General features: G+C 72.0%; 14 protein-coding genes. 4 read left to right on the top strand and 10 right to left on the bottom strand.

The window, feature by feature from the left end:
* Positions 1–225 precede the first annotated feature (225 nt).
* Complete coding sequence (locus ACLJWH_RS27865; protein ID WP_411144515.1) at positions 226–1,692, bottom strand: prealbumin-like fold domain-containing protein; 1,467 nt, start codon at positions 1,690–1,692, stop codon at positions 226–228.
* Between the two features lie 755 nt (positions 1,693–2,447).
* Between ACLJWH_RS27865 and ACLJWH_RS27860 the strand changes: the two genes are divergently transcribed.
* From ACLJWH_RS27860 to ACLJWH_RS27845, 4 genes are all read left to right on the top strand, one after another.
* A complete protein-coding gene (locus ACLJWH_RS27860) occupies positions 2,448–2,894 on the top strand; it encodes a hypothetical protein (protein WP_411144514.1) in 447 nt (148 codons plus the stop codon).
* A gap of 78 nt (positions 2,895–2,972) precedes the next feature.
* Positions 2,973–3,599 (top strand): toxin, encoded by a 627-nt coding sequence (locus ACLJWH_RS27855; protein ID WP_411144513.1) that lies wholly within the window; start codon positions 2,973–2,975, stop codon positions 3,597–3,599.
* Positions 3,600–3,627: 28 nt separating this feature from the next.
* The gene (locus ACLJWH_RS27850; protein WP_411144512.1) at positions 3,628–4,875 is read left to right on the top strand and encodes an MAB_1171c family putative transporter; all 1,248 of its coding nucleotides are present in this window, start codon (positions 3,628–3,630) and stop codon (positions 4,873–4,875) included.
* The gene (locus ACLJWH_RS27845) at positions 4,872–5,444 is read left to right on the top strand and encodes a hypothetical protein (protein ID WP_411144511.1); all 573 of its coding nucleotides are present in this window, start codon (positions 4,872–4,874) and stop codon (positions 5,442–5,444) included. Before ACLJWH_RS27850 ends, ACLJWH_RS27845 begins: the two co-directional genes overlap by 4 nt.
* Positions 5,445–5,505: 61 nt before the next feature.
* Here the strand turns inward: ACLJWH_RS27845 and ACLJWH_RS27840 are convergent, their stop codons facing one another.
* The 9 genes from ACLJWH_RS27840 to ACLJWH_RS27800 form a co-directional block, all read right to left on the bottom strand.
* Positions 5,506–6,528 (bottom strand): acetamidase/formamidase family protein, encoded by a 1,023-nt coding sequence (locus ACLJWH_RS27840; protein WP_411144510.1) that lies wholly within the window; start codon positions 6,526–6,528, stop codon positions 5,506–5,508.
* The gene (locus ACLJWH_RS27835) at positions 6,525–8,051 is read right to left on the bottom strand and encodes an APC family permease (protein ID WP_411144509.1); all 1,527 of its coding nucleotides are present in this window, start codon (positions 8,049–8,051) and stop codon (positions 6,525–6,527) included. Before ACLJWH_RS27835 ends, ACLJWH_RS27840 begins: the two co-directional genes overlap by 4 nt.
* Before the next feature lie 177 nt (positions 8,052–8,228).
* Positions 8,229–9,347: a diaminopropionate ammonia-lyase gene (locus ACLJWH_RS27830; RefSeq protein WP_411144508.1), complete on the bottom strand. Its 1,119-nt coding sequence runs from the start codon at positions 9,345–9,347 to the stop codon at positions 8,229–8,231.
* Between the two features lie 514 nt (positions 9,348–9,861).
* Complete coding sequence (locus ACLJWH_RS27825; protein ID WP_411144507.1) at positions 9,862–11,205, bottom strand: cytochrome P450; 1,344 nt, start codon at positions 11,203–11,205, stop codon at positions 9,862–9,864.
* 15 nt (positions 11,206–11,220) lie between these two features.
* Positions 11,221–12,345: a selina-4(15),7(11)-diene synthase gene (locus ACLJWH_RS27820; protein ID WP_411144506.1), complete on the bottom strand. Its 1,125-nt coding sequence runs from the start codon at positions 12,343–12,345 to the stop codon at positions 11,221–11,223.
* Positions 12,346–12,743: 398 nt separating this feature from the next.
* Positions 12,744–14,162, bottom strand: a complete 1,419-nt coding sequence (locus ACLJWH_RS27815; RefSeq protein ID WP_411144505.1) for a cytochrome P450 — start codon at positions 14,160–14,162, stop codon at positions 12,744–12,746.
* Between the two features lie 505 nt (positions 14,163–14,667).
* Positions 14,668–14,850, bottom strand: coding sequence for a hypothetical protein (locus ACLJWH_RS27810; protein WP_411144504.1), 183 nt, complete (start codon positions 14,848–14,850; stop codon positions 14,668–14,670).
* Positions 14,851–15,371: 521 nt separating this feature from the next.
* On the bottom strand, positions 15,372–15,785 hold the full coding sequence (locus ACLJWH_RS27805) for a GlcG/HbpS family heme-binding protein (protein WP_411144503.1): 414 nt from the start codon (positions 15,783–15,785) through the stop codon (positions 15,372–15,374).
* Positions 15,786–15,844: 59 nt separating this feature from the next.
* Positions 15,845–17,011 (bottom strand): tryptophan 2,3-dioxygenase family protein, encoded by a 1,167-nt coding sequence (locus tag ACLJWH_RS27800; RefSeq protein ID WP_411144502.1) that lies wholly within the window; start codon positions 17,009–17,011, stop codon positions 15,845–15,847.

Genomic DNA, 17,011 nt, shown 5'->3' with positions numbered 1-17,011 from the left:
CCGGGCGGGCGGCGGCTCGGTGACCGTCCCGGCGGCGCCGACGCGCACCGCCCGTCCGGGACATGGCGGTGCCCCCGGTACGGGACCGGGGGCACCGCCACTGCCGTGCCGTCCGCGGCGTGTGGTGGAGGCCCGCGCCGTCAGCGGATCAGGGTGGCAGGGATGGAAGGGCAGAAAGGACGGAAAGGGTGAGGCGGGGCCGGCCGTGGCGCGTGGCCGGCCGGGTTACGGGCGGTCCGCGGCCTTACGGCGTCGGGCCAGTGCCAGGGCGCCCCCACCGGTCAGGACCAGTGCGGCGGCACCCGCGGCGAGATAGGGGGTGGCGTTGGTGCCGGTACGCGCCAGCTGGCCGCCGCTGGGCACGACCCCGGCGGGGGCGGGCGGCTTGGGCTGCGGCTGCTCGGGAGTGGCCGGCGGTGTGCTGGGCGGCGTCGGCGTGGGGGTGGGCACGACGTTGTCCCATACCGTGATCACCTGCTGCTCACCGGACTTGGCGTCGATGCGCTTGGGTTCCTTGTCGATCTGATAGCCCTCCGGGGCCTTGGTTTCGACGAGCCAGTAGGTCCCGGCGGGCAGGTCGACGGGCTGGGACTTGCCGTCCTTCCCCGTGGTGACCGTGGTGATCACCTTGCCCGGCGCTCCCTTGTCGTCCGCGTGGATCTCGTAGGTGGCGGGTGTGGAGACGGCCTTGCCGGTGGCGCGGTCCTTCTTCTCCGTGATCACGATGGCGGGCGGCTGGAACGCGATCTCGCCGGCGGCGGGGAGCGACTTCTGCTCGGCCAGGAAGTAGATCAGCCGCTGCATGGGCTTGCCGTGCACCGTCCGGTCGGTGTGCCAGAAAGTTGGCGTGTTCACCGAGACCTTGGCCTCGAATTTCGCGCCCGTCTTCGTGCCCGGCTTGTCGGGGGTGAAGCGGAACGCGGCCTCGCCCTTGGCGTCGGTGATGCCCACTTCGCCCGGGGTCTTCGGTTCGGCGATGTTGGTGAGGCCCGTGGTGTTGACGTGGACGTCGGGGGCCGGCTTGTCCCCCTGCGCGACCTTGAGGGTGAGCGACTTCTCCTCCGGGGTCCGCTCATAGGGGAAGGTCTTCCCCGAGCCCTCGACGCTCAGCGCGTACGGAGTGCCGTCGACCTTCTGGATCTCGGTGCGCAATTGGTTGAACTCGGCCACGATGGGCGCCGTGTCGACCTTCGCGTCGGCGCCGTAGCCCGCGATGGCGCCCTTCGGCATTCCCTTGGTCAGCCAGGTCTGCCACGGGATCTTCTCGCCGTTGTAGCCGTTCTCGTCGATGCCGTCATGGGCGGCCAGCGCCCAGGTCAGCAGGGAGGCGGCGGCGGTGGTGTTGCGGTTCTTCACGTTGTCCGGCAGCTTGCCGTACTTCGCAGCCAGCCAGGCCAACCGGGCCTTGGTGTCCTCGCTGAGCTCCGACGGCGCGTCGGTCCGCTTGTATCCGTTGTCGGTGCCGTCCGGCCCGTACCACGCAAGGTCCAGGCAGAGTGCGGGACTTCCGTTGTCCAGGACGTGCGTGCCGGTCCACATCGCGGTGTGCTTGCCGGTACGGAGGTGCCAGCCGACGGCCCTGCCCTTGTGCCCCTCCCGGTCCTCCGCGGAGGCCGCCGTGGCCGGCAGCACGGTCGCGCCGACGACCCCCACGACCACGGCCGTCGCGCCGATGGCTGAAAGTCTCTTCATCCGAGCAATTCGCATGTATCTCTGTCCCCTCGTCACTTGGGCTGCCCAGTACGGGCTCAGGCCCCTGTCCACGGTCAGGCAGCGCGGACAGCGCGGGGACACGCAGGACGAACGGCCCTTCCCTGTCCGTCTGCATCGCAGACGGACACAGAGAAGTACGACGATCACGGCAATGTCAAAGGAACTGCACAAATTCAAGCCCCGTACCGGGCAGGCGAGATGGGCCGTGCCGCCCGGACAGCGGCTGCCGCCGATGTCCGGCGGAGGTGTACAGGCGCGGCGTCACCGGGCCTGTCACCAGCGGGAGTTGTGCGTTTCCCGGGTCGTGAACTCCCCCGGACTTCCCGGAGGTGCCGTGCGGCCGGCCCTCGTTCCGCGGTGGCGGCCTCGTCCGCGGAGCGGGGGCGTTCACCGGAATCAGTGAATTTCCCGTCCGCCCGTGCCTCCCGCGCCACCCGTCGTGGCGGCGCGGGCCACTCTCGGCCATGGGCGTACCGGTGACCGGGCAGAGCAGGGCAATACACGGGCAGGGGACTCCCCTCGTGGCCCCCTGCCCGTGTTTTTTCGAGTTAACAGTGGCGTAGAGTGTTTACGCAAGCCCGGCCGCCCCGACCACGGAGCAAGACGCTCCGTTTCTCCGCTCGCACTGCGGGCGCCCCGTCAGGGTCGGTTACAGTACGAGCCCGTTGACCGAATTCGAACACCGCGCGGCGTCGGATGAGCGCACGCGCGGCGGGCGTGATCGTGGGGGCCTGATGGACAGTGACGAACAGCGCACGCCCGAGCTGAAGACGTTGCAGCAGAAGGTCGCGTACATGGTGGAGAAGACCTTCCCGGGCCAGAAGATCTCGGGCCGGGTCTTCGCGGAACGGGTCAGGGAGCGGGGCGGCTCCCTCTCGCACAGTTACTTCTCCAACATTCTCGCCGGGAAGGTCACCCACCCGTCGGAGGACATCCTCCGGGCCCTCGGTACGGGTTTCGGGGTGGACTGGCGCTTCTTCAAGGAGGAGTCCGAGGTCGTCGACGAGGTCGTGGCCGGGCTCCAGTTCCTCGCCAAGCGGCGCACGGGAGAGATCAGCGGTCTGGCCGGCCGCGGCCTCGACGACAACGGCCTCCCCCCGGAGCTGCTGAAGTTCGCACTGTCCCTTCTGGAGGACGCCAAGGCCAGGAAGGACGCGGACGACGTGGAGCCGGAGCCGTGACCGCGGTGTCCGGGGGACGTGGTTAAACTCTGTCGAGCGCATGTCACACGCACGCGTGACGACGATCAAGAGGTCCCCATGTCCATGCGCGAGCTGCGGAGAGAGTGCGAAGACGGTCTGGCCGATCTGCCCCTCCCTGTGCCGTTCAGCATCCCCGGACTGGTGGCGAACATGGAGGCGGCCCGCGGCCGCACCATCGCGCTGCACGAACTCCCCGACCAGCTGGCCCGGGTCAACGCCGCCTGCGGTCTGCGCCTCAAGTGCGGTGACACCAGCTTCGTGCTCTACCGACGGCGCCCCACCGCGTACCAGACCCAGCACGTCATCCTGCACGAGCTGTGCCATGAATGGTTCGACCACGGCACCACGCTCGACGCGGACCAGCTCCGGCAGCTGCTGCCCGTCTTCGACACCTCGCTGATCACCCGGGTGCTCGCCGCCGACGAGGACCCGGCCGCCGGGCCCGCCGCCCCGGACGAGCCGCCGTGCTTCCCCCCGGCGGTCACCGACGCGTTCCGGGCCGGCGGCCCGATGCAGGCCCGCGCGCAGTACGACACCCACGACGAGCGGGTGGCTGAATTCGGTGCCTCGCTGATCCCCCGCATGGCCAGGGACGTGACGAGCGACGACATGGTCGGCCGCCTGACCAACTCCCTCTCCCGCCCCGTCGCGCACCGGCGCCGCGGTTTCTTCCGCCGTCCGTAACCCCCACCACTCCCCGAGGAATCCCGTCGTGACCCCGCTCGACCTTGCCGGGTATCTCATAGCCGGCCTGATGACCGCTGTCGCGCTGTGGCGCATGCCCGCCGCGCTGTGGGGCGATGAAGAAGACAAGCGCCGCCGGGCCCTCTGGGGCTGCTACGCGGGGTTCGCCGTCGCCCTGTGGACCAAGACCAGGATCATTCGAATCGGGCTCAACAACAGCTCCGTCACCGATCTCGCCGTCCTCATCAAGCACTACACGGCGACCATCGCGATCCTCGCGATCCTCAGCTACATCGTCGCCATCTACGGGCACTACCCCGACGGCGGGGACATCCCCCGGCACGTCCGGTTCGCCCGGGTGATCCAGCAGGTGGCGGCCAAGGCGTCGGTCGCCACCCTCGTCCTGCTGACCGTGCTCTTCTTCACCGTGGTCGACCGTTCCGTCCCCTCGGACCGTTTCGTCTCCGACCACGCCGGCCAGTGGGGTGCCACGCTCTACATGAGCGTCTTCTACGTCTATCTGGGTGCCGCGTCCGCCGTCTGCGCCTACCAGTGGGCGCTGGCCACCGCCCACAGCACGCTCCGTCATCTCCGGGTGGGCCTCGGCATGATGACCTTCGCCATGTTCATCGGCGTCGGCTACACGCTCAGCCGGACGCTGTTCCTGTGGGTCAGCGTCATCGACCGGCCCGGCAAGGCGTTCGCGCTGCGTTTCGACGAGATCACCGAGTCCGCGCAGCTCGTCCTGTTCGCCTTCTTCGCGGTGGGTGCGTCCATCCCCGCCTTCGGCAAAGGCTGGCACCGCGCGAAACTGTGGCGGGCCCAGACCCGGCTGCACCCCCTGTGGCGCGAGTTGATGACGGCCTTCCCCGACCAGCCCTTCGCGCCGCCGGCCTCGCTGCCCCGCGAACTGACCCGGTTCGACACCCCCGCGGACCTGCGGGTCGACCGGTGGGCCGCCGATATCGCGGACGCGGTGGAGAAGCTGCGCCACTACGTGCCGGACGGCCTGCTCCCGGCCGCCAAGCGGGCCGCCGCACACGACGCCCCGGAGCCCGACGAGGCCGCTCCGCTGGCCGACGCCTACTGGATCAAGGCGGCCCTCGCAGCCAAGGCCGACGGTGCGCCCGCCGGCCCGGCCGCGGCCGTCGAGTCCAAGCACGCCACCGACCAGGACGACGAGGTGGCCTGGCTGGTGCGCGTGGCAGCCGCCTACCGGACGGTCACCGACGACCGGACCCGGTACGTCCTGGAGTCCATGGAGAGCACCGCATGAGTACCCGCACGACGGCCCGCACCGTCACCGACATCTTCCAGCCCCGCAACGTCCTGCTGATCGGCATGCTCGGTATCGGCCTGGCCGCCGCGGGCGAGTGGACCGGGCTCCTGTGGGGCCTGCTCGGCGCCCTGTGCGCCGGGATCGTGCCCGCCGGCTACATCGAATGGGAACGCAAGCGGGGCACCTGGGGCGACCGGCATGTCGTCGACCGGACCAAGCGGGCGCCGATCTTCTTCGTCATCCTCGGCTCCATCGGCGCCGGTTCCCTCATCATGGTGCTCGGCCGCGCCCCCGTCGGCATCCTGGTCACGATGCTCGCCCTCTGGGCGATGACCGTCCTCCTCCTGGCCGTCAACACCGTCTGGAAGATCTCGGTGGACTCCGCGGTCGCCTCGGCCGTGGTGGCGCAGCTCGCCGTGGTGCACTCCCCCTGGTGGCTGCTCGCCTACGCGATGACCGTCGCCGTGTGCTGGTCCCGGGTCGCGCTGCGCTTCCACACGGTCGCGCAGACCGTCGCCGGCGCGTCCCTCGGCGCGGCCACCTCGGCGGCGTTCCTGCTGATCTGATCCCCGTCACCGCGGGGCGCCACGGACCGGCCGGACGGTCGCGCCGTCCGGCCGGTGCGGGTCAGCGGAGGGCGGCCGCCCGCGCGCGCAGCTCGTCGTGCAGCCCGCCGTGCGTCCGGCCGGGCGGCAGCCACTCCTTGCGGAGCTTGGCCACACAGGTGTAGTTGCTGTCGCAGACGTTGGCGAGCGGGGATTCGACCGCCTGCGTCACGACCTGGTAGGCGTCCAGTTCGCTCACCCCGTAGTCACGCGCGAGCCACTGGATCAGGTCCAGCTGGGAGATGCGGAAGGCGTCCTCCAGCGGGCGGGCCGAGCCCGTCGAGATGATGTGGGTGTCCGACTCCAGACGCGGCCAGGGAGTGGCCACGTGTTTGAGCAGCTCCACGATCACGACGGTGTGCATCGCCGTCTCGACCGCGACCCCGCAGGTCTCCCCCTCGCCCTGGCGGGCGTGCCCGTCGCCGAGGCTGAACAGCGCGCCTTCGACGTTGACCCCGAGATAGCAGGTGACGCCCGCCCGCATCTCGGGCGTGTCCATGTTGCCGCCGTGCGCGTCCGGGACCAGCGCGGAGCGCACCTCCAGGTTGGCTGGTGCCACCCCGACCGTGCCGTGCATCGGGTCCATCGGCAGCGTCAGCTCCCACTCGCTGTCCCGGGCGCTGAAGTGGCACAGGCGCCGCGCACGGTCCAGCTGCCAGATCCAGACGGCCTCGGGGAGCGGCGGGTGCAGCGCGGCGGTGGCATGGGTGGCGGTCAGCGCCCCGAAGAGCGGCACGGTCGTGGAGGCCGCCCAGTCCCTGCGGGGTTCGATGGACACGAAGTGCACGGCGAGCGTGTCGCCGGGCTCCGCGCCCTCGACGTGGAACGGCCCGGTCTGCGGATTGACGAACGGGAATTCGCAGACCTGCGACACCAAATCCTTCGCGGTCCGCACCCGGCCGCCGAAGCAGTCCTCGGTGAAGACGTCCAGGACCGTGCCCGGGGCGATCCGGGCCACGGGTGCGGCCCCGCCGAACGTCCAGGCGTAATCCTCCTCGCCGGGCCGGACGGTGAGGATGTGCGGGTCCGAAGCGGGATCGGTCATGGCGACTCCTGATCGAGGTGGACGAGGCCGGTGGCCGCCAGCCGGTCCGGATGCCGCCGCCACAGTACGACGGCGATGCCGAGTCCGGCCGCGCTCCACAGCGCCACCACGGCACCGGCCGAGGAGACCGGAGCGGTCAGTTCGGTGACGAAGGAGAACACCGGCAGCCCCGCGGCGGTGAGCAGCGCGGGGGTGAAGGCCGCGATGCCCAGGACCGGGAAGAGGAGGTGGCGCACCGGGCGGAACTCCGCGCGGCGCCGCCGCAGGAAGTAGCCGACGCAGGCGAGGTTGGTGAGCAGGTAGACGGAGATGATCGCGGTCACCACGACGGTGGCCAGCAGCAGGAACGCGGTGTCCGGGCCGTACGCGAAGCCCAGGCCCAGCGCCGCGGCCGGCGCGGCCAGACACTGGACGAGCAGGCCGATGACGGGCGAGCGGTGCACGGGGTGGAGGCGGGCGAGGGAGCGGGGGAAGACGCCGACGCGGCCCAGCGCGAAGGCCGTCCGGGTCGAGGCGTTCGCGGCGGCGTTGGCGTTGGCGATGGTGGAGTTGACCACCGCCAGGAAGACCAGGACCCAGAACGCGCCGAAGGAGGCGCGGGCCACCCCGTCCCAGGAGGCGGCACCGGACGCGCCGAAGGTGTGGAAGGCGTCCGGGCCGTAGAAGACCGTCATGGCGTAGGTGGTCAGGATGAAGAGCAGGCCGATGGCCAGTGCCGAGCCCAGCACCGCGCGGCGCAGGGTGCGGCGCGGATCGCGGGTCTCCTCCGCCAGCGGCGCCGCCGCCTCGAATCCCGCGAAGGCCAGCACCGTGTAGACCGATCCCGCGATGACGCCGCCGACGCCTTCGTGGGCCGCGGGGGTGTGCGCGGTGCCGAAGACGGTCAGGGTGTTGTGGCGGCCGGCGTGGGCGATCAGCAGGCCCGCGAAGACGACGAAGACCAGCACCTCGAAGGCGCCCAGGACGGTGCCCAGCCGGGCGGCGGCCCGTATGCCGTAGTAGCCGGTCACGGCTATCACCGCCGCGCCCGCGAGCACCCAGGGCCACCACAGGCTCTGCGGATACCCGGGCCACTCCTGGTGTGCGGTGCCCGCGACCGTGAAGCCCAACTGCACCAGCAGCAGCGCCGGGACGAGCGCTTCGACGAGGAGGTAGACCCAGGCCACCACGAACCCGACGGCGGGGTGCAGGCCCCGGGAGCTGTAGGCGGCCACCGATCCCGCGGACGGCAGGTGCCGGGCCAGCTCGGCCACGGACGAGGCCGTGAACAGGCAGGCCACCAGGGCGATCAGGACGGACAGCGGCAGGGCGCCGCCCGCGAAGGCGGCACCGGCCGGGATGGAGACGGCGATGGCGGCCCCGGGCGCCATGGACGTCACGCTCTGGAAGAGCACGTCCCGCAGCCCCACGGCATCGCGCCGCAGACTCACCTCGGGCCGGCCCTGCCGGGCGTGCCGGCCCCTCGGCCGTTGCCGGCCCCGCCGCTGTCGCCGCTCTTGCCGCCCGGCACTCGCGTCCCCCATGGTCCCGAGGGTAGGGACGGGGACGCCGGGGTGGAAGACGGCCTACGGGACGGGCGCGCGGGGCGGGGTGCAGAAAGCGATCCCGGTTGACCCGCCGTCAGCAGCCGTCAGGTGCCCCCGCTCGCCCCCGCGCACCTGCACACCTGCACACCTGCACCTGGGCGTCGGCGGGGCTCGTCACGGCCGGTCCGCCGGGCCGTGCGGGTTGGCGGCGGCGCCTTCGGTGCTCAGCAGGACGATGGTGGCGGCCGGTCCGAGGGCCAGGGCGGTGCGGCGGCCGGCCGCCCCGTCGCCGGTGAGGGCGGCGCGGACCCCCGCGAGGGAGGCGGCGCCGCAGGGGCCGGCGGAGATCCCGAGGGCGGCGAGGTCACGGGCGGCCCCGGCGCTGTCGGCGTCGGTGACGGCGACGGCGGCGTCCAGTCCGTCGCGCAGGTAGGGCCAGGCGATGCTGGAGGGCGTACCGCAGTTCAGCCCCGCCATGGCCGTGGTGCCGGTGGCCACGCTGTGCAGCCGCCGCTCGGTGAGGCAGGCCAGGGCGCAGGCCGCGGTGTCGGGTTCGACGGACAGCAGGGCGGGCGCGTGACCCGTGGGGCGGCTGCGGTAGTGGGTGACGGCCGCCTGGGCGAGCGAGCCCACTCCGACGGGGACGGCGACGAGATCGGGCAACTCCGCTCCCACGGCGGTCAGTTGTGCGTCGATCTCGGCGAACAGCGTGCCGTACCCCTCGGCGATCCAGCCGGGTATCTGTTCGTAGCCGGGCCAGGCGGTGTCCTGGAGGAGGACCGCGTCCGGCGCGGTCGCCGCGTCGGCCGCCCGGCGTACGGCGTCGTCGTAGGACCCGGCCACGCGGGTGACCCGGGCCTGCTCGGCGGCGATGGCGGCCGCGGCGCCGGGGTGCACACCCTCCGATACGAAGACGTGGGCGCGCTGCCCGAGCAGGCGGGCCGTACGGGCCACCGCGCGGCCGTGGTTGCCGTCCGTGGCGGTGACGAACGTGACGGGGCCGGCCGGCGACCCGCCGCGCGCCCGCTCGGCGAGGGTCCGGTGGATGGCCCAGGAGGCGCCGAGCACCTTGAACGCGGGCAGTCCCAGGCGGGACGACTCGTCCTTGACGAAGACCCGGCCGACCCCCAGCCCGGCGGCGAGGGCGGGGAGTTCGGCCAGCGGGGTGGGGGCGTAGCCGGGCAGCGAGGCGTGGTACTGGCCCGCCCCGGCGGGGACCGGCGCGCAGGTCCACCGCCGGGCGGCGGGACGCGCGAACCACGGCAGCGGGCGGCGGGGCGAGTTCTCAGGCATGCCTCCATCGTGCGATGCGCCCATCCATCGGTCCAGCGAATGTTTCCCGCGTACATTCCTCGGCAATGCCGATGATTCCCGTGGTGGCGGAGGGTTGCCGGTGTTCGATCTGCACCGGCTCCGGCTGCTGCGCGAGTTCAAGCACCGCGGCACGCCAGCGGCGGTCGCCGCCGCCCTCTCGTACAGCCCCTCGTCCGTCTCCCCGCAGCTGACGCGGCTGGAATCGGCGGCCGGTGTCCTGTGGTACGGCCGGCCGCCGACCGTTCCCCTGTATCCGCTGCCGCGCGGCCATCGGGCGCGCGGCATCTTCACGGCGGTAAGCCGCGGCCGCGGCACGCACCCCTCCGCAGGCGCCTGCCGGCAGGCGTGTACGCCTCCCGGCCACGCCGCGGAGGATACGCCGGCCGTCGCGCCGGAGCGGCGGCGGGTGCCGGAGCGGTCCGCCGCCCCGGGACCCGCGACGCCGGTGCGGCCGTCGCACACCTCCCGCCCGCCCGGCGGTCCGAGCCGGGTGTCAGGCGTCCCGGGCGATGATTTCCATGGGGACATGGTCGGGATGGGCCATCGCGGAGGCCGCTTCGCGGGTGGTGTGCCCGGGAACGGCGCGGAGCGTGAAGCGGGAGAGGACCGTCGCCAGGACGATCGTGGCCTCCGTCCAGCTGAAGGCGTCCCCGATGCATTTGCGGTTGCCCGCGCCGAAGGGGACGAATGCCTCGCGCGGTATGCCGGCGCGCCGCTCCGGCAGCCACCGGTCGGGGTCGAAACGGTCCGGTTCGGTGTAGAGCCGCGGATCCCGGTGCAGGGCGTAGAGGCTGAAGCCGACCTCCACCCCGGCGGGGAGGCGGAATCCGCCGAGCTCCACCGGCTCGGTGGTGCGGCGCATCAGCAGCGTCACCCCGTGCAGCCGGATCACCTCGTCCAGCACCCGCCGGACGGTGACGAGACGGGGGATGTCCTCGACGGTCACGGGGCGGGTGCCGACGACCTCGTCGACCTCGGCCAGCAGTTGCCGCTCGACCTCGGGGGCACGGGCGATCTCGTGGAAGGCCCAGCTGAGGGTGGAGGCCGTGGTCTCCGAGCCGGCGAAGAGGATGGTGACGAGTTCGTCCCGGACCTCCTCGTCGGTCAGTGCCTCACCGGTGTCGGCGTCGCGCGCGTCCAGCAGCAGGGACAGCAGATCGGCCTGGCCGCTCCGCCCGGACCGGCGGGTGCTCGCGATCACCTCGTCGATGACCTGCCGCATGCTCCGGGCCGCGGCGTCGAACTCGCGGTTGGGGCGGATCGGCAGCCGGTCCAGCAGCTTGGGAGAGGCGGCGCGCAGCAGCATGTTCTTCAGGATCACCGGGAGGTTCCGGCGGACCGACTCCACGGCGGGACGCCCGATGTCGGCGGAGAACATGGTCTCCGCCAGCGTCTCGATGGCGTACTCCCCCATGACCTGCTCGACGTCGATGCGCTGTCCCGAAGTCCACGATCCGGTCAGGGCACGGGCCCGGTCGCTCATCGTCCGCGCGTAGCCCGCGATGCGCTCATGGTGGAACACGGGCTGCACCAGACGGCGGTTCCGGCGGTGGACCGGGCCGGTGGCATTGGCGAGACCGTTGCCGACCAGTGGCCGTACCCGGTCGTACAGCCGGCCCTTCTCGAAGCTCCGTGCGTGCGTGACGGTCACGGCGTGGACCAGCTCGGCGCTGGTGGCGAAGTACACCGGCAGCGTGCCCAGGTCGACGCGGACCAGATCACCGGTCTGCCGCAGCGACCGCAGGAACCCGAGTGGCTCGCGCCCCAGCTTCACGGCGTGCCCGATCAGGGGCAGTGCGCCCGGCGCGCGGGGCACCTCCGTTATCCCAACTGTCACCGAAGAGTCCTTCCTCTAGGCCGGCTTCCGCGCCGCCCACTCGGCTGCGGACGCGTCCCCGTTCTCGTACCGCGGCGGGGTGCTGCCGCCGGCGGGCAGCAGGTCCCACCACCAGGAGATGACGGGGATGTCCAGGGGCTCGTGACTGTCGTCGGTGGGCGTCTCGCGCAGCGTCGTGGGGAGCCCGGCCGGATCGTCGGGGGTGGTGTAGCGGAGGGAGGTGATGCCCCAGTCCTGTGATCCGCGGATGAAGGAGGCCAGGCCGCTCAGGTACTGCCGCAGCTGCGGGCTGGCCTCGTCGCGCAGCTGCGCGGACAGCCGCATGAACAGCGTCATCACCCGGTCCCGCTGGGCGATCGCCGTGGTCAGGGCCTGCTCCGGGCCGATGCCGTGCTCGTGTTGCAGCACCCGGAGGACGTTGAGGTAGTAGCCCTCGCTCCGGCTCTCCTTGTGGTGCGAGAAGATGTCGTTGTCCCAGGTGATGACGAACGAGGCCATCTCGGCCGCGGCGCGCACGGCGGTCCGGTCCCGTTCGTACGGCTGGAGTTCGTAGCCGTGCCCCATCTCCAGGATCGGCAGCACGACCGAGGTCGCGCCGTCGTACAGGCGCATCAGGGTGTAGTCGGACAGGCTCGGGACGGTGCCCTCGCTGCGGTGGGACGCCTCCCAGACCACGGAGAAGAAATACTCCCGCAGGGCGTCCAGCCAGCGGGCCGTCTGTCCCGCGGTGCCGTACCGGGACACCCGCGACCGCAGGTCGCGCAGTCCCTCCGCGAGCGGGTCCACCCGCAGGAGCTGGGCCTCCGGGTTCTGTGCCACCCGCAGCAGGCGGTGGAGAACCGCCGTCAGTCCGCCCGGACTACAGCCCAGGTCGCCCTCCTCGCAGTACCCGTCGTCGACGCCGAAGAGCCACAGCACGAAGTCCGCCAGGAGGGATACCACCTCCTCGCGGCCCTCGGGCAGTATCCGGGCGGAGAATGCCCCGATGCCGTGGGTGACGAGCCGCTCCCGCAGTTCGTCGGACCCTATGGAGAAACGTTCCGCCCAGGCTGTCGTCCGGATCTCGATCGCCTCGTGGCGAGGGTGGATGGCCGGCGGAATGGGCGAGTAGGTCGGCGGAACTATCAGCTCGGGTCCCACTTCTGACCACCTCTCAGCTGTCGTGCGGCACTCTCGGCCGGGTACGCGGATGCCTCGTGACCGGCCTACCGGATGTGCCACCGGCACTCCGTGAATGATCAACTACGGCGCATCGTACGCATCGCGTACGTCTGATCCAATAGCGGCGTCACCAGGTCTTCATGGACGCCGGGCGGGCCGCTGGTGTCCGGCCGGCCCCGTGACGGGCCGGCCGGACGCAGGCCAGGGCGTGTCGTCACAGTGCCGTCGTTCGCCCGGAAGGCGTGATCCGCGGCGTCCGGTGCGGTGCATCACAAGGCGGAGGACCGACCCGGCACCGGGTGTACCGGGGTGATCCCGACAACGCCGGGAGGTGCTGTGCCAGGCGCCACGGGCAGGCGCCACTGTGCCGAGACGCCCTAGGACCGTGCCCGGAAGAGCGACCGCCACCAGGGCGTGCGGGCAGCGCGGGCTTCCCGCGGCGCCGGTGTCCGGCCCGTGGTGGCGGGTACGGCGGGTGACGGAGACGCCGCCCCGAGGCGCGGGGGCGTGGCTGCCCGCTCCTGCTCCGGCTTGAACCGCACGGGCAGGCTGTCCAGGCGCTCCGACAGCCACGCGGGGTGCGTCTGGAGCTCGCCCTCGTGCACCGCGAGCCGCAGATCACGCAGCCGCGCCAGCAGCGTGTCGATGCCGGTGTCCGCGATGGCCCGGCCGATCTCCCGGCCGGGGCACTCGTGCGGGCCGCTGCTGAAGGCGAGGTGGGAGCGGTTGCCGTGGACCGGAGCGGACAGATCGGGCCGGATCTCCGGGTCGGCATTGCCGGCCGCCAGTCCGAGGAGCAGCATGTCGCCGCCCGCGATACGGCGGCCGCCCAGTTCGGTGTCGCCGATGGCCCAGCGGCCCGGGATCGCCGACAGCGGCGGCGCGTCCCACAGGACCTGCTCCAGGGCGTCGGGCAGCGTCATCTGACCGCCGGTCAGGTTGAGGCGGAAGCGGCGGTCGGTCAGCACCATGCGCAGGGTGTTGCCGATCAGGTTGACCGTGGTCTCGTTCGCGGCGACGAGCACGAGCCGCAGATGCTCCATCACCTCGTTCTCGGTGAGGTTCGACTCGTGGCCTATCAGCCAGGACGCAAAGTCGTGCCCCGGTTCGGCCCGTTTGCGCTCGGCCAGGGTCCGCAGTGTCTCGACCACGAACTCATTGCTGGTCATGGCGGTCTCGCTGCCCCGCATCAGGTCCTGCGCGGCGTCCACCAGGCGCGGCCCGTACCCCTCGGGCATCCCGAGGAGCTGGGTCATCACCAGCATCGGGAGTTTCTCGGCGTACTGCGAGATCAGGTCGGCCTCGCCGGTCGCGGCGAACGCGTCGATCAGCTGGTTCGTGTACCGGACCACGTAGCGGCGGATCCCCCGGCGGTCGAACCGGGCCAGGCTGTCGGTGACGGCTCCGCGCAGCCGTACGTGGTCCGCGCCGTCGGCGAACACGCAGATCGGCTGCCATTCGATCATCGGGCGCAGCGGGGAGTCCGCGGTGACCCGGCCCTCCCGGAACATCCGCCAGTTGCGGGAATCGCGGGAGAACCGGGAGGGGTTGCGCATCACCTCAAGGTTCTCCCGGTGTCCCAGTACCAGCCAGGCGGGCAGATCGCCGTGCAGCAGCACCGGCGCCACCGGGCCGTACTTCTGGCGGAGCACCTCGTACAGCGCCTGCGCGTCCCCCTCCGCCTCGGGCCCGTACAGCCGTTGCAGCCCCTCGGTGCCCGCACCGTGCGCGGGGCAGCCCGGGGGCGGCACGGGTCCGGAGCCGTCGCTGTGGTGAGCTGGGCGCGGGGTGGTCACGGGGCCTCCGAAGGTGGTGAGGACGGTCGGCTGCGCACGCGATCACGACGGGCCGCGGCCGACTCCCCGCGCACGGGCATCGCGTCGGCGCCGGACCAGGGGCCGGCTGCCGCTGCCCCGGTCCCGGGATGTGCGGCGGCCGGGCCATCGAGCCATACGCAGGGGAATACCGGTTGCCGGTCCACAGCCCTGCCCGGTGGCCGCCCGCGCAAGGATGTCACGACAACAGCCCAGATCCCGCCGCATGGACACCTACAAGATCATGAGCCGCGCACAGCATAGCTCTGGTCTGTTTCCCCCTGACAAACGTTCGATGCCTGGTTCCGGGCGGCGCCGGGCCACCGGATGGGCGGCGGCCACCGGCCGCGGTTGCCGTCCGCCGCCCACCGCCGCCGGCCGGGCACCGCGCGCCGGCCACGACGGCCTCCGTGGCCGTGCGGTCCTCGGGGGGGGAGACGGTTCGGCGGCACCGGGGCGCGCGGCCGCCGGTCCGGCTGCCGCTCCGTCAGCCGGCCTGTGCCCGCCGGTACAGCCGCTCGGTGTCGGTGCCCAGCCGGGTGGCGTACGCGTACTCGCTCTCGCCGCCGGAGGGGTCCTCGCCGGCCGTGGTGACGCCGGTCACCGTGCCGGTTCCGGTCGCCGGGTCGAATCCGGCGAAGTGCGGGCCGCCGCTCGCGCCGTGTGCCATATCGCACCGCATGCCCTACAGCAGCGGGGTGATCCCGTCGGCGGACGCGGCGGACGCCAAGGACGCCAAGGCACCGAGGATGCGGGGGACACGGCGGACGCGGCCGGTGCCACCGGTCCGGTCAGCGGGGCGGCGCCGGTCAGCGCCACGGCCGGTAGGCCACGCCGTACCGCCGTCCCGGTCGTGGGGCCGGTCGTCGACGGCGTCGCCGCTCCCCCGCCCGGCACCGCGGCCGTCGGACGAGGACCGCGGTCCCGTGCTCTCTTCGTGCGGTGCGTCATCGGGTGATCGGCCTTCCCCGCTCGGTACGGCTCGGTCGGTGACGCTTACCGACCGTGGGGAAGACGCGCCGAGAACCTGTTCTCGTTCCGGGGGCCCGTTCGGCGTGTCCGGTCCACCGCCATGCCGGCCGCCGGTTCTCCCCGGCGGGGTCGCCCGGCTCCGGTGAGGTGACGCGAGCGTGCTCCGCCGGGCGCCGCCGCGTGGCCGGAGCACCGGTCCGGCCACGCGGCGGCCGCGGGTCAGCCCGCCGCGGCGACCACGCCCGCCTCGGCGATGGGCTCGTCCTCGCCCTTGGTCCCGCCGGCCACACCGATGGCCCCGGCGATCGCGCCGTCGACGACGATCGGGATGCCGCCGGGCAGCAGGGCGGAACCCGGCTGGGTGGCCATGGTGGCCAGCAGGATCGGGTCCTGTGCGGCGAACTTGCCGAACGCCACGGTGGGTACGCCGAGTCCGGCCGCGGTGACCGCCTTGTGCGTGGCGATGGTGGTGGACCAGAACGTGGCGGTGTCCATCCGGGCGAGGGTCTGGAGGTTGCCGCCGCTGTCCACGACGGCGACGGCGACGGCGACGTTCAGCTGTCCCGCCTTGGCCAGTGCGGCGTCCAGAACGCGACGGGCGGCAGCGGCGGACAGAATCGGAATGGTGGTCACTGAATGGCTCCTGTTGTCGTGTGGTCGCGCCCCGGAAAACGGGCGGGAGAGCCGGTCGGTCACTGCAAGGCGAACTTGAACATCGCCTCGTCGACCGGTCCCGGGGTTCCGGGAAGGCAACTGTCCTTGTTCACGAATCTCTTGAGGTATCCGGCTCCTTCGGTGCCACCGGACCCCTTGAGTTGACGGGGCAGATAGAGCCGGCCGAATCCGTAATGCCGCCCCCGCCAGGTCAGCATCGACCGTTCCACCGCATCGAATGCCGTCCTCAACTCCGGTCTCCCGGAGGCGGTAACGGCCTCACGCAGCGGCCAGTGGTCACGATACGGCGGATCGTTCAGCATTCTGAGGTGACGGATCCCGCAGAACACCTCGGATTTCCGGGGATCGTAGCCGAACAGCGCAAGCTCCATGAGGTGGAAGTTGAGCGACTGTACGGCGCTGGCCGCCCCGGTGGCCTCGCGGAAGTTCATGAACTGCTGTGGTGAGAGCGTCTTGAGGACATGGAAGATTCCGTTGAGCAGTTGGGCGAATTCCGCTACCTGGCCGATACGGAATGCCGCCGCCGTCGGGTCGTCCGCGGCTATCGCGGTGATCGCCCGGCAGGCGGTCCACCGTGCCAGATAGAACGCGAGTTCGCAGGAATGCACGGCCCGCAGAAACAGATGCTCATTGTCGTCATCGGACTGGGGAAATGCCGTACACCGGGTGAGCACGGAAAGCCGCCGGCGCAGTACGTCGTCGTGGCCCGCCCGTCCCGTGCTGCCGGCGCCCCGCACCGGCCCTTCGGGGGCGATGACCACCGCGTCCACCTGTTCGATCAATTCCCGCAATCGGGCCAGGCGCTCCGGCAGATAGGGAGCCGCACCGGAGACCAGATCCGCGCGGGCCCCTTCCCGGGCGGCGAGATCGGCGAGGGTCGCGTGCAGCCCGCTGATTCCCGCGGCGACCGGTTCGTCCGCGTACGGGGCCAGGAACCAGTCGTAGACGTGCAGGCTGGTGTAGCGGTAGTACTCGGGGATCTGTTCGCGGCGGCTGAACGGCCGGGTCAGCAGCCGTATGATCTCCTGTTCCGCGCCGCTGCCGCCGGCCGCGGCGCTCTCGTGCCAGCCGGCCAGCCGTGCGCGGTCCGCCCCGGTCAGCCCGGCCCTGCCGTGGGCGCCCTGCATCCGGACGATGTCCTCCGCGGCGCCCGGCAGGCTCACCTCGGGCGGTATGCCTCGCAT

Origin of the sequence: Streptomyces sp. x-80, assembly GCF_046549095.1 — a bacterium.
Taxonomy (GTDB): Bacteria; Actinomycetota; Actinomycetes; order Streptomycetales; family Streptomycetaceae; genus Streptomyces; species Streptomyces celluloflavus.
This window is presented reverse-complemented; position numbering and strand designations above follow the sequence as displayed.

What these genes read in the sequence shown, in the direction of transcription:
- ACLJWH_RS27865 (WP_411144515.1), bottom strand. Translation starts at nt 1,692, where the DNA reads ATGAAGAGACTTTCAGCCATCGGCGCGACGGCCGTGGTCGTGGGGGTC.
- ACLJWH_RS27860 (WP_411144514.1), top strand. Translation starts at nt 2,448, where the DNA reads ATGGACAGTGACGAACAGCGCACGCCCGAGCTGAAGACGTTGCAGCAG.
- ACLJWH_RS27855 (WP_411144513.1), top strand. Translation starts at nt 2,973, where the DNA reads ATGTCCATGCGCGAGCTGCGGAGAGAGTGCGAAGACGGTCTGGCCGAT.
- ACLJWH_RS27845 (WP_411144511.1), top strand. Translation starts at nt 4,872, where the DNA reads ATGAGTACCCGCACGACGGCCCGCACCGTCACCGACATCTTCCAGCCC.
- ACLJWH_RS27840 (WP_411144510.1), bottom strand. Translation starts at nt 6,528, where the DNA reads ATGACCGATCCCGCTTCGGACCCGCACATCCTCACCGTCCGGCCCGGC.
- ACLJWH_RS27835 (WP_411144509.1), bottom strand. Translation starts at nt 8,051, where the DNA reads ATGGGGGACGCGAGTGCCGGGCGGCAAGAGCGGCGACAGCGGCGGGGC.
- ACLJWH_RS27830 (WP_411144508.1), bottom strand. Translation starts at nt 9,347, where the DNA reads ATGCCTGAGAACTCGCCCCGCCGCCCGCTGCCGTGGTTCGCGCGTCCC.
- ACLJWH_RS27810 (WP_411144504.1), bottom strand. Translation starts at nt 14,850, where the DNA reads ATGGCACACGGCGCGAGCGGCGGCCCGCACTTCGCCGGATTCGACCCG.
- ACLJWH_RS27800 (WP_411144502.1), bottom strand. Translation starts at nt 17,011, where the DNA reads ATGCGAGGCATACCGCCCGAGGTGAGCCTGCCGGGCGCCGCGGAGGAC.